Origin of the sequence: Parvibaculum sp. (assembly GCF_019635935.1) — a bacterium.
GTDB lineage: Bacteria > Pseudomonadota > Alphaproteobacteria > Parvibaculales > Parvibaculaceae > Parvibaculum.
Genome location: NZ_JAHBYN010000001.1, coordinates 1443968 through 1457175, shown reverse-complemented (window position 1 = coordinate 1457175; position 13208 = coordinate 1443968). Strand labels below are relative to the sequence as shown.

Genomic DNA, 13208 nt, shown 5'->3' with positions numbered 1-13208 from the left:
AACAAGTCTGAAGTCTGTCCCGACGGGGAAGCGTGAAATGGCCGGTTTGAACTTAAGTGCTGATAAATTTGATGAGGAGTTGCGGGCGGTTCCTTTGCGTGAAAGGCAGTTCGATAATGATGAAGAAGTCATCGTGTCGATTTGTACAATAACGTACAACCATGCCGCTTATCTTCGTCAGTGTTTGGAAGGCTTTCTCGATCAGGTTTGCTCCTTCCGAGTCGAGATAATCATTTACGATGATGCGTCTACGGACGGTACAAGTGACATTGTTAGAGAATACGCATCTCGATATCCGTCGGTGGTCAACGCGTGCGTGGCGGAGAGCAATTCATATTCGCTCGGAGTCAATCCGTATTATGCGTTTGCTTTCCCGAAGGCGAAGGGCAGGTACGTCGCAATTTGCGACGGTGACGATTTCTGGAACGATTTGATGAAGCTTGCCGTGCAGGTCGATTTCTTGGAGCGGAATCCGGATACCGTAATTACATACGGTCCGGCCTGTGTCGAAATTGATGGTGTCATTCAGAAGGAGATGTCACTAGGATCCCATCGGGATCTGACGGCAAGCGAGTTGAGAGCGGGGGCGTCAATCAATACGTTGACGGCTTGTTTCCGGAATCCTCGGTTGCAAACTCCCCCACCTTTTCTGAGAATATCGCCGATAGGGGATGTGACCGTTTGGGCCCTGCTGGGCTATAGGGGATCGGGAAAGTTTCTGCTGAACCTTGAGCCTGCAGTGTATCGAATTCATGGAGGGGGTGTCTTTTCGGGAAGGCCTTCAAACACAAAATACTATATGTCCCTTCTAGCTCATATCAGCATTGCGGCCTATCACAGCGAGCATGCTGACCTCCAATCGGAAAGAGCGCGTTTAGATAGGGCATTGAGCATGATCGTCGGGAGAATGGGGGCTGGGAGAGTTCTCTTTAACGTGCTCAAAGAGCTCCCCAACTTTGCAATGAAGAGACTTCGCGTATTCGTCATGCGGATCGCCAAGTCGGATTGGTAGCAGCGTTTCCGAACATAGAGCCATTTCGATGTAATCTCAATTTGGCCTATCCCCGGTTTTGAAGACACCGAGATAGATGTCTTTGTGAAGCCGGAGGCGGATCATGGGACGATGGAAGTTCATGCGAGAGTTCAAGTTTGGGGTGATCAGACTAATCGAGGGGCGGGGCGCAACTTATGTGTAAGCCTCGCTTGATCCTGGTGTGCACCAAACGGTACTGCGTAGTTGGGTGAGGGAGCCGTCGACCCGGTACAGATCTTTCCTGGCAACGGTCAGCAACACCGGCCAGCCTGTCGTCAGATGAAGCCGGAATTTACCAGCCCAGTCGGTCCAAGGTTGGGGGCAAGTTCAAGGAGGCTTTGATATGAGAGAGATTTCCAGTTTGTTCAAACCACCCGCTTTCATCATCAACTTTCATGGCATCGGAGAGGCGCAACGGGCAGTTGACGTGAGCGAGCGCCCCTACTGGGTGAGCGTTGACCAGTTCAAAGAGGTCATCGACTTCCTGACGGAAATTCGGGAGCATGCAGGTATTGCGATCACGTTCGATGATGGCAATGTTTCGGATTTGGAGGTTGCGGCGCCAATTCTCACGTTGGCGGGTTGGCCGTTCATGAGTTTCGTTCTGGCGGGAAGGGTTGGACAGAAAGGCTACCTTGACTACGCGCGAATGCGTGAACTGCAGAATATGAATTGCAACATTGGCCTTCATGGTATGCAACATCGCGACTGGACGCTGCTGAACGATGAGGAGATGCACGAAGAAACATCTGTGGCCAGGAAGCTGCTCGAAGATTCGTTGGGCCGGAGGATCAATTCGGTCGCTGTGCCGTTCGGGAAGTACAATAGACGGGTTTTGCGCATACTGGCGCACTCAGGATTTGAGAGAATTTTCACAAGCGATCGCGGTGTCCGACTATTCGATGGGGTCGTTCAGCCAAGGTATTCGGTAACCAATCAGTCGTCGCCGAGATCGATTGGCGTCTACATTGAGGCGTCGCGCCGGCTTCGTGCCCGTTTGGTTTCGGAGGCAAGATTTTGGAGCAAAAGCTGTCTATAGATTCGATTCGAAGTCTAGGACGCGCATCGAAATTATCGGCATCGGTTCGTGTGGTCGATAACGAGGCTTGGCGGCAATATGCTTTGGTTTTCTCTGATTTCAGCTATCGCTTGCTTCGCGGATATTCGGTCATGGCGGCACGGCGTGTGCGCGCCACATCGGAAGCGGTCGGAATTTTCCTTGGTGAGGCTATAATCGGGTTAGCGGACGTTCGAGTCCGGCGGGTGCCATTGCTGCCCATCGGGATCGCCTATGTCAGTGGTGGACCTGTTACCTGTGTGAATGGGAAATTTGACGGGCCCCGATTCGCAATCTGTCTGGAAGCGCTATGCGATGAGTATGTTGGCCGTCGCAGACTGACGCTTCGGGTGACGCCACCGATCATGGCAGGAGAGAATTCGGCATCTGTGGAAGACATTTTTGGTAGACTTGGATTTGTGCCAAGGCCCGAGGATGAAAAATACCAGACCATACTCAAGTCGATTTCCGGGGAAGAGGAATCTCTCGTTCGTTCTCTTGATAAAAAGTGGCGTAGTGAGCTTGTCAGGTCACGTAAGAGCGGCGCCACGGTGCGCCGCTCGACGCAAGTGTCGGATTTCGATGCGATGATGCCGATCTTTGAAAATTTACGTCAAGCAAAGGGGTTCTCCGTAAACATGGACGTGGCATTTTTCCGGGATGTCCAGGAGATGCTGAGCGAGGGCGAGGAACTCATCTGGCATCTGGCGGAACTTGATGGTGATCTGGTTGCTGGCCATCTCGGCAGCTACTCCGGCAATGTCGCAACTTACCTGCTCGGCGCTGCCAACGACAAGGGGAGGGCAAACCGTAGCTCATACATGCTGCAATGGGAAGCGATGTGCTATGCTGCGTCGCGCGGCATGGGTTGGTACGATCTTGGGGGAATCGACCCGATCGACAATCCGGATGTCTATCGTTTCAAGCGGCGTATGGGGGGATATGAGATGGCCGCAGCTGGACCATATGAACGACACCCAAGCGCCTTTGCCGGTGCTACCTTGTCCGGTGTGGAGTGGGCGCTCGACAAGGCGCGGTGGCTTTCGGCGCTGAAGCGGTGAAGTTGGCCGCGCAATATTTTGGTCAATGAGGACAAAGTGACGGCCGGGCAACAAGAACCTCTTCCCGACATCTCAGTTTTAATTGTCAGCTATAATACTTGTCACCTGACACTGCGGTGCATTGAGACGGTTCTGCAATATGTCGATGGAATCGATATCGAGGTTGTCGTGGTGGACAACGCCTCATCAGATGGATCAGCCGAAGAAATTCGGAATCGATATCCCAACGTCGTGGTCATTGCATCCGACGTCAACGGTGGGTTTGCGTTCGGAAACAATCTTGGTTTCAAGGTCGCTAGGGGCCGTTACGTTCTCCTGCTGAATCCGGATACTGAAGTCAGGGAAAATACGCTCGTCCGATGCTTGCGCTATATGGATATGCATCCCGAAGTCGGAGTGCTTGGGTGTCGTGTCAGGTACGGGGACGGAAGTCAGCAGTCGACAATTTTCAGATATCTACGATTGCGGGACTTGGTGCTGAACATCGTTCTGCCGAACAGGCTGACTCGGAAACACCCTCTGCTTGGTCAATCGCGTTATGCCCGTTTGTCGAGAGATGAAATTCAAGATGTGGACATCGTCGCCGGGTGTTTCATGATGGTGCCGAGGCACGTGATCGAGACGGCGGGCGATATGAATACGATCTTCTTTATGTATGGTGAAGAAGCTGAATGGTGCCATCGTATTTCCCGCTACGGCTTCAAGGTTCGGTACTATCCCGATGCCGAGATCATGCATCACGGCGCCGCAAGTACCAGTGACGACTCTGAGTGGAAGATTTTGGAGATGGCAAAAGGTCAAATTCTCTTTCTCCGTGTCACGCGAGGATATTTTGTAGCTTGGGTGGGAAACCTTTTAATGTTCCTTCGCGATTTGGTTCGTCTGGTCACGTTCCTGCCCCTTCGGCTGTCGGGCAAGGCGAATTCGCGTTCGTTTGCGAGAAACGGAATGTCCAGATTGATATTTCACTGGAAGTCCGTCTGGGGTTTGCCAGGCGGTCAGAGAGTGGGTGGATGAACGGATGCACAGGCTGAGGGGGACGTTCGTTAGTGCTCTGCGCTGGACAATCATGCTTGCGCTTCTGCCACTGGAGCGCATGATTCTTGCGCGCCAGGGGCAGAATGACCGCTGGCGGCCAATTTTCATCGTGGGCGCGCCGAGATCGGGAACATCGCTTCTCTATGAACTAATGGTCGCACGATTTCGGTTTGCCTATTTCTCCAATCTTGCGCACCGCTTCTACATGGTTCCGATCGCCGTAACGTGCCTTGGGTGGCCGGTGGTACGCCGCTGGAGCGGTGAGTTCAGGAGCCGTTATGGTCATATTGACGGATGGGGTGCGCCAAATGAGGCGGGGTGGATATGGGCGCGCTGGTTCAAGACGAACGAATGGCGAGGCCGGGAGCCAAATGCCGCAGGTGCATTCGATCAAATGCGACGGACCATTCAAGCGTTGTCGGCTGTGTTTGGAGCACCCTTTGTCAACAAGAATGTAATGCACAGCAATCGTATCGGTTTGATGTGCAGTATTTTTCCTGGAGCGCTTTTCATCGAGATAAAGCGCAAGGAAACCGACAACGTCCAGTCAATCATGAGGGCGCGAATGAAAGAAGCCGGCCCAACTGAAGACGGCGCTGGGTGGTGGTCGGTGCGACCGCGTATTGCAGATCGGTACATAGGTCGTGATCGACTTACACAAGCTTGTGCACAGGTCCTCGGAGTGAGCTTCGATATTGAACGCGACAGCGCTGAGTATTGCCCGGGCCACGTGTTTACTGTGGACTATGAGGAATTATGCCGTCATCCGGAGGTGTCACTTGACAGTATTCGTAGATTTCTTGAATCTCACGGTCAGAAAGTGGAAAATTATAAATCTGTCCCTGAAGCATTCGAAGCGCTGAACGACAAGCGGCTTCCCGAGGCTGTCATGGATGATCAAATCCGAGATGTCCTGTCAATGATCGAGAGTGATATCCGCGTTGTGCGAGTAGGTGGAGCTTGACCTGCTCCCCGAAAACTGGGCCGTTTGAAGCGGGAAATTCTAATTTAGCGTCCTTGGCCGGGCGGAGGATTTTCCATGAAGAAGACGAAGTTCGGCGAACAGCAGATAGCGTTTGTTTTGCGCCAGGTGGAGGAAGGGACGACGGTCGGGGAGGTCTGCCGGAAGGCGGGGATTTCCGAGGCGACCTATTACAACTGGCGCAAGAAGTATGGCGGGTTGATGCCGTCAGAGATGAAGCGGCTGAAGCAGCTTGAGGAGGAGAACCAGCGGCTGAAAAAGCTGGTGGCGGACCTCTCGCTCGACAAGGAGATGCTTCAGGACGTCATCCGCCGAAAAATCTGAGGCCTGCCCGGAAGCGGCGGCTGGTCGACCATGTTCGATCGGTCTGGCAGGTCAGCATACGCCGCGCATGCCAGGCGGTGCCCGTTGACCGGTCGACCTATCACTACCGGTCGAAGCGTGACGACCCGACGGCACTCAAGCAGCGGATCAGGGAGATCGCGGAGACGCGGGTGCGGTATGGTTATCGCCGCATCCATGTTCTCCTTCAGCGGGAAGGATGGCAGGTCAATGCAAAGCGTGTCTGCCGGCTCTATCGCGAGATGGGCCTGCAATTGCGGAACAAGTCTCCCAAGAGACGGGTCAAGGCGAAGCTGCGGGAGGGGCGCTCTCCGGCACAAGAGCCCAACCAGGTCTGGGCAATGGACTTCGTCCACGACCAGCTCTTTGACGGGAAGAAGATCCGTGTGCTCACGGTCGTCGATACCTTCACGCGGTTCTCGCCGGCGATCGATGTGCGCTTTAGCTACAAGGGGGCAGATGTGGTCGACACGCTTGAGCGTGCGGCACGACAAGCGGGTTACCCGAAGACGATCCGCCTCGACAATGGCCCGGAGTTCATCTCTCGCGAGCTCGATCTGTGGGCCTTCATGCGGGGCGTCACGCTCGACTTCTCACGGCCAGGCAAACCGACGGACAATGCCTTCATCGAAAGCCTCAATGGCAAGTTCCGGGCGGAGTGCCTGAACGCCAACTGGTTCCTGAGCCTCGACGAAGCGCGATCAAAATGCGAGGCTTGGCGTAGAGACTACAACGAGGTCCGACCGCACAGTGCGATCGGAAACGAAGTGCCGATCAGGCTTCATCTTCCGGCCGGCAACCCCGGCCAGCCTGCCGTCAGATGAAGCCGGAATTTACCAGCCCGGCCGGTCCAAGGTTGGGGGCAAGTTCAAATGTTCAAAGGACTCTGCTTCCAACTGGAGGAAACTTGGGGCTCAGGTCATATGGCTACAGTGAACTGATTGAGCGTATGAAAACTCTTCCAATGTCTGCTCCCACCATACCTCGCCGCGTTGCGGACGTAGATGACGGGCGAAATAACAATTTCGATCTAATTCGAATAATTGCCGCAGCTTGTGTGCTCGTTTCTCACTCGTTCCCAATTGCAATCGGGAGTGGCGCAGGTGAGCCTCTCGCTCAGTGGACCGGCTATAGCCTCGGCTTCATTTCCGTCGGTGTTTTTTTCGCGATCAGTGGATATCTGATCACACGTAGTTTCGATCGTCGGAACGATGTGCGGATTTTCCTGCTTTCAAGGTGCCTGCGTATCTTTCCGGGGCTCCTCTTTGTTCTGCTCGCGACGGTGATCATCCTTGGCATGGTCGTAACCGAATTTTCGTGGACGGCCTTTCTCTCCGACTCGCGCAGTCTTGCGTACGTGCCGCGGAATCTATCGCTTTACGCTCTGCAGTATGACTTGCCGGGCGTATTCGAGGAGAACCCGTTCGGACCCGCAATAAATGGTTCATTGTGGACACTCAGACATGAGGTGACTTGCTATCTCGGGGTGATGTTTTGCGGAATGCTCGGATTTTTCAGGCAAAGGATTTTGTTCGCATTTGGACTTATATTATATGCGATCTTCTACATAGTTTCCTTGATACTGGGAGACGAAGGTGGACTTCTATTCTTTTTGTCGCAGTTGCGTTTGCTTTCGCTGTTTTTTGTGTTCGGTGTCGCAATATATGTATTCAGAAATGAATTACATTTAGATGTTAGAATTTTAACCGGTCTTCTTGTTTCAGCATTTCTTTCTTTTGGCACTATATTTTACGAGCTATTATTTGCGACTTTTGTAAGCTATGCGACCATTTACGTATCTTATTGGGCGGTGGACTATTTCAAGTTTTATCGTCGTGTAGGCGACTATTCATATGGCCTTTATATTTACGCTTTTCCCTTGCAGCAGCTCATCACATGGCTTGTTCCCGGCATTTCCCCTTTCCATCTGACGCTTTTTGCGCTTCCGGCGGCGCTGACTTGTGCGATTTTTTCGTGGCACCTTATTGAGCGACCGAGCCTTTCGCTTGTAAGGCAATGGGGGTCATAAATTGAGCTTTGCCTTCGCTAGGGCGTCCGATCAACATGTTTTGAAAGAGACGAGCAAGCAGGCGGCTGAATTCTCAGATTTGGCGAATGCGTCTGGCTGCGCGGCCATTCTCGTAAGTCGGGGTCGACAATGCACCGGCAGCGACCGACCCGCCGAGGCCGAGCATCAGCAGAAACAGGATAAATATGCTGCCCCAGTAGTGAACGGTAAACGCCATTAAAATCAGTGCGAGTATGGAGATCAGCGTAGCGAGAGCAATCGTCCGGGCTTTGCTGTCCATGTTGCGGCTACGCTTGATGACGCGTCGAAATATGTCGATCGACGCGTAACCGAGCAATAGGGCAACAGGGAGGCCAAAGGTCATAGCCATCAGAAGCCAGAAAGTGTCGACGGTGGAGCTGTACATCCACGCCGGCCGCGCCCAATCGTGATGGCCGATGCCAAAAAGCGGATTGTTCATGACGACATCAGTCCCGAATATCCAAATGAGCTGACGATAATAGGCTGTCCCGGCTTCTAGAGTGAAGGACGTCGACAGGAACATTATCGCCCCGCGATTGGAAGCTAGTTCGAGGGACACGAAAAGAATGGCAAAAGCGACAAAGAACCACATCCAAGGATTTTTAACTCTCAGCCGATTGCAGGTCGAATGAAAGGTAAGGAGTCCGACTTGCAGGAAGAAGCCAAGCCACGGTGCGGAGGAGAGAGAAGCGAACGCACCTGCTAGAAGAAAGCCAGATACGAAAACGCGTTTTGCAAGCGTTGCCGCAGTGAGCCAGGCGAACGGCAGCATCGCGATCATGAAGATGCCAGCGTGAATAGGGTGTGCAAATGGGCCTTGGGCGCGAATTAGTCCTAACCGAAAATGCTTCTCCTGATATATGAATTCGGATGCGTGGCCACTTAACATTGAGCTGAGCTCGGAAACTAGATTTCGACCGGCGGAGATTTCTAGGAGCAGTATCGGTACCGAGACTATGAGGCAAAGTACGAGAAGCTTGACAAAATCGACGATGGATTGGAGATCGCGAAAATAGACGCGGGCGACGAAATATCCGAGAACGGTCTCGAAGGCGATAATGCCGCCTGACTCAAACCCCTGCAAGATGCCATGATTGATAGACATCGCCAGCACCATCCATAGCGCCGCCAGCAGGATCGCCACGTCGTAGCTCTTGAACCGGACGCCGCCACCCAGAAGCCTTGCCGTCACAAACGGCAAAATGAGGAAGAGCACGATTCGATAGGCGCTCAGTCGGAAGGAACCAATGTCGACATAGAATTGCGCCGGCACGAAGAGGCTGAGCGTCAGCAGCGCCAGCGGCCATGCGACGGCGAGGCCGCCTTGTCGGACCCGCCGCAGGGCCGGCGCCGCGTGGCGCCTGGTTCTCGCATCGGTGACGGTCACGCTGTTGTTTTCCGGTTGTGTTGGAGACGACTGTTCCCCGGGAGGGCCATTCCGGCGAATATGCCAGCTTTCAGTGTGCAGCGCACCGCTTCCATGTCTTATGGTTACCGCGTCCGCCACATCACGCGATGTGCCTCGACAAAGCGCCATATTCGGATGGCGAAGAGGGCGGCAATGGCTTTCAGCCGGTCGGCAGGCGCTTCGAGCTCCGGCGAGCGCAGAACCTGCCAGACATGAATGAGGGGCGAGAGCAGCACGGCCCAACTCCGGAGTAACCATTTCAGGCGGCCGAAGCGCCGCTCGCGCATCAGCAGATAGCTCTCCAGCGACATGCGCCGCCATTTCGCCTTGAGTTCGGTCCATGTCGCGCGCGCCGGATGCTCGACAACGACCTCATGGCCATAGGCAAGCCGCAAGCCCATGCCGGCCGCCCGGCGGCCCCATTCCACATCTTCCGAGACGCCGCCGCGGAAGCCGCCCACCGTGCCGAAGGTCGCGCGACGGACGAACATGTTGCCGCTGGGCACGAAGCGCTTTTTCGTCACATAGGATTCGATGTCGAAGGCGAAGATGCATTCGAAAGCCTCTGCCGGGGTCAGCGCGCCGGGTTTGCCGCGCCCGACCCGCACGCGCCCTCCAACAACATCGCAGCTTTCCAGTGCCGCGAGGCCCTTTTCCAGCCAGTCGGCGGCTGGCCGGCAATCGGAATCGATGAAGGCCAGCACCTCGCCGCTCGCCGCCGCGGCGCCGCAATTGCGGGCCAAGCCAGCGCCTTTACGCGTTTCCCGCAGCGCCCGCGCGCCCGGGCCTGCGGCGGCGGCGACAGCCTCGATGTCCAGTGGCGAGTTGTTGTCGGCGACCAGGATCTCGAAGCTCCCGCGCGGCAGGCTCTGCACTTCAAGCAGGGCGATGCACTGCCGCAGATTGTCGAGGTCGTTATAGTGGGGAATGACGACGGAGACGCGAATGGTCATCGCTTGGGCCGTCGTCGCCAATTGGTCCAGAGAAGCCGGATATAGGCCTTATTGGTTTTATAGTAGCGCCGCCAGAGACGGCGAGGCTCCTGCCATATACGGAAAGCCCATTCGAGCCCCGCTCTTTGCATCCATTCCGGTGCACGCTTTACCTTGCCGCCATAAACATCGAAACTCCCGCCGACGCCCATCACGAAGGAAACATCCAGTTCATCGCGATAACGATGCAGAAACCGTTCCTTGCGGGGCGTCGGCATGGCGACAAACAGACAGTCGGCATGCGCTGTGTTGATCTTCGTGACGACTTCGTTCTCGGCTTCCGGTGGAAAATACCCGTCACAAAATCCCGCGATCTCAAGCGCGGGGAATTCATTTTCCAGGCGCTGGAGAACCGATTCCAGAACATGAGGCTCGGCGCCGAGCAGGAAGGGACGAAACCCCTGTCGCGCACAAAGCTCAAAGAGCCGTTCCATGATTTCGACGCCGGCGACACGTTCGGGGATTGTCATGCCAAACATCCGAGCTCCCCACACGATCCCCATGCCATCGACATTGATCAGATCGGCTTCCGTCACGTCGCGTCGTAGTTCCTCGTCATTCTGCATGGTCACGAGCTTGGCGACATTGACGACAGTGTGATGCAGTGGCTTGCGCTCGGTCATCGCTTCAACGGCAAGACCAAGCGTTTCCTCCATTGTCAGGAGATGCATGGGCGAGCCGAGAAATACGGCACGCCGCGCCGAGATCAACGGATGATCTGCCCATGCATAAGGAACAGACATGTCGGTCATTGCGCTGCCTAATCCATCCGGCCGGTGTTGCGCCGTTTCTGGTGCCATGTCCAGAGGCCGCGCGTGTCGAGTAGTTTGCGTGTCCCAAGCGCGGCAGCGTCGATCATGGCGAACTGGCGGTGATCGACCAGCAGGACCACAATGTTGGCGGCATCAATCGCCGAGAGCGGGTCGCGAAATTCGACGCCCAGCCGGGCGATGGAATCAGGCAGCCTGTCTATATTCGGCTCCGATGCAATAATGCGTCCGACTTTTGTTCGCGCCAGCAGTTCGACGATCTCGACCGCCGGACTCTCGCGAAGATCGTCGATATCGGCTTTGAAAGCGAGGCCAAGGCAGGCGATCACGGGGTTCTCGATTCCGGCTGCGAGTTCTCCGATTGCCGCAGCCACCCGGTGCGGGCGTTCGCTGTTGACGCGACGTGCGGCCTGCATCAGCGGCGTGTCGTCAGGCGCAGCCGAGATGATGAAATAGGGATCGACCGCGATGCAGTGACCGCCGACGCCGGGACCCGGCTGCAGGATCGAAACCCGAGGATGACGATTTGCAAGATCGATCACCGACCAGACGTCAAGATTCAGCTGTTCGCAGACCGCCGCCAATTCATTGGCAAATGCAATGTTGACGTCCCGAAAGGCATTCTCCGCAAGTTTCACTAGTTCGGCGGTTTCGGCGGTTGTTTGAACGATCGTGCCTCGAACAAAGCTGGCGTAGAGAGAGGCCGCATGTTCGGACGAGCGAGGGGACAGGCCGCCGACGCTCCGGTCGTTCTGTACGAGTTCGGTAAGAATTTTGCCGGGAAGCACCCGCTCCGGGCTGTAAGCAACGAGGACATCCGCTTCGTCACCGGCCGCATGGGGGAAGGCGAGATCCGGGCGTAGCTCCCCGAGAAGCGATGAGACCTGCCGTGTCGTACCGACGGGTGACGTCGATTCCAGGATGACAAGATTTCCCTTCTTCAGATGTGGTGCGATACTGCGCGCCGCGTCGAGGACATAACGGATATCGGGTTTGCGGTCGTCGGTCATCGGCGTCGGTACAGCTACAATGAATGCGTCGGCCGGTTCCGTCCCGATGGTGGCGCGCAGTTTCCCATTGGAGACGACTTTTTGCACCAGCCCGTCGAGATCGGGTTCGACAATGTGCACGGCGCCGCGATTGACGCTGTCGACAACATTCCTGTTTACGTCCACGCCGATAATGGAAATGCCGCGACTTGCGAGCAGGGCGCATGTCGGCAGTCCGATATAGCCCATGCCGATGACGGATACAGTATTCCATTCACGCATGACGGAGCAGTTCCTCGATAATTCGCCGGCTTGCCTCGCCGTCGCCATAGGGGCTGTGTTGCCGACTCATTTTCTCATAGGCAGTCTGATCATCAAGGAGCTGTGTCGCCTCGGACACGATCCGCTCGACGTCGGTTCCGACAAGGCGTGCGGTCCCGGCCTCCACGCCTTCTGGCCGTTCGGTCTTTTCGCGCATCACCAGAACAGGTTTACCGAGAGCCGGCGCCTCTTCCTGTACGCCCCCGGAATCCGTGATGACGATGTATGAATTCTTCAGCAAATAGAGAAACGGGAGGTAATCGAGCGGTTCCAGCAGATGGATATCGGCCGTCTGCCCCAGCGCCCCAAAAACCGGCGCTCGGACATTCGGGTTGGGGTGCACGGGATAGACGATCTGGGTATCGCGACGACCGGCCAGTTGCTTCAAGGCCTCGCATACACGGTCCATGCCGCCGTCGAAGTTTTCGCGGCGATGGCCGGTCACAAGGATGAGACGCTTCCCGGAATCGAGAAACGGAAAGCGGCCGGCCAGCGATTGTGCATGTGCTGGATTTCGGTCGATATCGTTGCTGAAATGCACAAGTGTATCGATCGCGGTGTTCCCGGTCACGATCACCGAAGCGGAAGGCTTTCCCTCGGATAACAGGTTCTTTCGGGCCTGAGCTGTGGGCGCGAAATGCAGCGCAGCGATGTCGCCTATGATTTTCCGATTGAGTTCTTCGGGCCAAGGCGAATAGATGTCGCCGCTACGCAGGCCCGCCTCAATGTGGCCGACCGGAATGCGCTTGTAGAATGCTGACAGTGCCGCGGTCATTGCCGTTGTCGTGTCGCCCTGAACCAGCACATAGTCTGGTCTGGATTTATCAAGTACGCCTGCCATTTCGACCAGTATCTTCGCAGTCGTGTCGAAGAGCGTCTGCCCGGGTTTCATGATGTTGAGATCATAATGAACGGGCAAGCCGGTCAATTCGATGACCTGGTCAAGCATGTCGCGGTGCTGGGCCGTCACACATATGTCAACACGGATACGAGGATCGGCCAATGCACAGCGTGCGACCGGAAAGCATTTCAATGCTTCCGGACGGGTTCCAAAGACAATGAGTAGACGAAGTTTCGATCTGGAATCTTGAGGCATGTTCCGATTTCTTAACGTGTGTCGCCTTGCTACGATCTTACACAGGCTGTGTCGAACGCCCTAGCGCCT

The 13208-nt window shown here is 55.5% G+C and carries 12 protein-coding genes; 7 read left to right on the top strand and 5 right to left on the bottom strand.

Annotated features, from left to right (window positions below):
- Window positions 1–37 precede the first annotated feature (37 nt).
- The 7 genes from KF719_RS07365 to KF719_RS07335 all read left to right on the top strand — a co-directional run bounded on the left by KF719_RS07365 (window position 38) and on the right by KF719_RS07335 (window position 7542).
- Window positions 38–1012, top strand: coding sequence for a glycosyltransferase (locus KF719_RS07365; RefSeq protein WP_293508071.1), 975 nt, complete (start codon window positions 38–40; stop codon window positions 1010–1012).
- A gap of 364 nt (window positions 1013–1376) precedes the next feature.
- Window positions 1377–2072, top strand: a complete 696-nt coding sequence (locus KF719_RS07360; protein WP_293508070.1) for a polysaccharide deacetylase family protein — start codon at window positions 1377–1379, stop codon at window positions 2070–2072.
- Entirely contained in the window at window positions 2051–3151 is a 1101-nt protein-coding gene (locus KF719_RS07355) for a peptidoglycan bridge formation glycyltransferase FemA/FemB family protein (RefSeq protein WP_293508069.1), read from the top strand. Before KF719_RS07360 ends, KF719_RS07355 begins: the two co-directional genes overlap by 22 nt.
- A 36-nt stretch (window positions 3152–3187) precedes the next feature.
- A complete protein-coding gene (locus KF719_RS07350; RefSeq protein WP_293508068.1) occupies window positions 3188–4168 on the top strand; it encodes a glycosyltransferase family 2 protein in 981 nt (326 codons plus the stop codon).
- Between the two features lie 52 nt (window positions 4169–4220).
- A complete protein-coding gene (locus KF719_RS07345) occupies window positions 4221–5153 on the top strand; it encodes a sulfotransferase (protein ID WP_293508067.1) in 933 nt (310 codons plus the stop codon).
- A gap of 75 nt (window positions 5154–5228) precedes the next feature.
- A protein-coding gene (locus KF719_RS07340) for an IS3 family transposase (RefSeq protein ID WP_293508066.1) occupies window positions 5229–6337 on the top strand; the annotation gives its coding sequence in 2 pieces (ribosomal slippage) (window positions 5229–5484 and window positions 5484–6337; 1110 coding nt in all).
- 140 nt (window positions 6338–6477) lie between these two features.
- Window positions 6478–7542, top strand: coding sequence for an acyltransferase (locus tag KF719_RS07335; protein WP_293508065.1), 1065 nt, complete (start codon window positions 6478–6480; stop codon window positions 7540–7542).
- 73 nt (window positions 7543–7615) lie between these two features.
- Here KF719_RS07335 and KF719_RS07330 read toward each other — a convergent pair whose 3' ends face one another.
- From KF719_RS07330 to wecB, 5 genes are all read right to left on the bottom strand, one after another.
- Entirely contained in the window at window positions 7616–8950 is a 1335-nt protein-coding gene (locus KF719_RS07330; RefSeq protein WP_293508064.1) for a hypothetical protein, read from the bottom strand.
- A 104-nt stretch (window positions 8951–9054) separates the two neighbouring features.
- Window positions 9055–9924 (bottom strand): glycosyltransferase, encoded by an 870-nt coding sequence (locus tag KF719_RS07325; protein ID WP_293508063.1) that lies wholly within the window; start codon window positions 9922–9924, stop codon window positions 9055–9057.
- Entirely contained in the window at window positions 9921–10715 is a 795-nt protein-coding gene (locus KF719_RS07320; protein WP_293508062.1) for a WecB/TagA/CpsF family glycosyltransferase, read from the bottom strand. The genes KF719_RS07325 and KF719_RS07320 overlap by 4 nt, the downstream gene beginning before the upstream one ends.
- 8 nt (window positions 10716–10723) lie before the next feature.
- A complete protein-coding gene (gene wecC / locus KF719_RS07315) occupies window positions 10724–12004 on the bottom strand; it encodes a UDP-N-acetyl-D-mannosamine dehydrogenase (RefSeq protein WP_293508061.1) in 1281 nt (426 codons plus the stop codon).
- Complete coding sequence (gene wecB / locus KF719_RS07310) at window positions 11997–13139, bottom strand: UDP-N-acetylglucosamine 2-epimerase (non-hydrolyzing) (protein ID WP_293508060.1); 1143 nt, start codon at window positions 13137–13139, stop codon at window positions 11997–11999. Before wecB ends, wecC begins: the two co-directional genes overlap by 8 nt.
- Between the last annotated feature and the right edge of the window lie 69 nt (window positions 13140–13208).

Bases quoted from the DNA above. Each gene is read 5' to 3' on its own strand.
- KF719_RS07365 (WP_293508071.1), top strand. From the start codon at position 38: ATGGCCGGTTTGAACTTAAGTGCTGATAAATTTGATGAGGAGTTGCGG.
- KF719_RS07360 (WP_293508070.1), top strand. From the start codon at position 1,377: ATGAGAGAGATTTCCAGTTTGTTCAAACCACCCGCTTTCATCATCAAC.
- KF719_RS07345 (WP_293508067.1), top strand. From the start codon at position 4,221: ATGCTTGCGCTTCTGCCACTGGAGCGCATGATTCTTGCGCGCCAGGGG.
- KF719_RS07335 (WP_293508065.1), top strand. From the start codon at position 6,478: ATGTCTGCTCCCACCATACCTCGCCGCGTTGCGGACGTAGATGACGGG.
- KF719_RS07325 (WP_293508063.1), bottom strand. From the start codon at position 9,924: ATGACCATTCGCGTCTCCGTCGTCATTCCCCACTATAACGACCTCGAC.
- KF719_RS07320 (WP_293508062.1), bottom strand. From the start codon at position 10,715: ATGACCGACATGTCTGTTCCTTATGCATGGGCAGATCATCCGTTGATC.
- wecC (WP_293508061.1), bottom strand. From the start codon at position 12,004: ATGCGTGAATGGAATACTGTATCCGTCATCGGCATGGGCTATATCGGA.
- wecB (WP_293508060.1), bottom strand. From the start codon at position 13,139: ATGCCTCAAGATTCCAGATCGAAACTTCGTCTACTCATTGTCTTTGGA.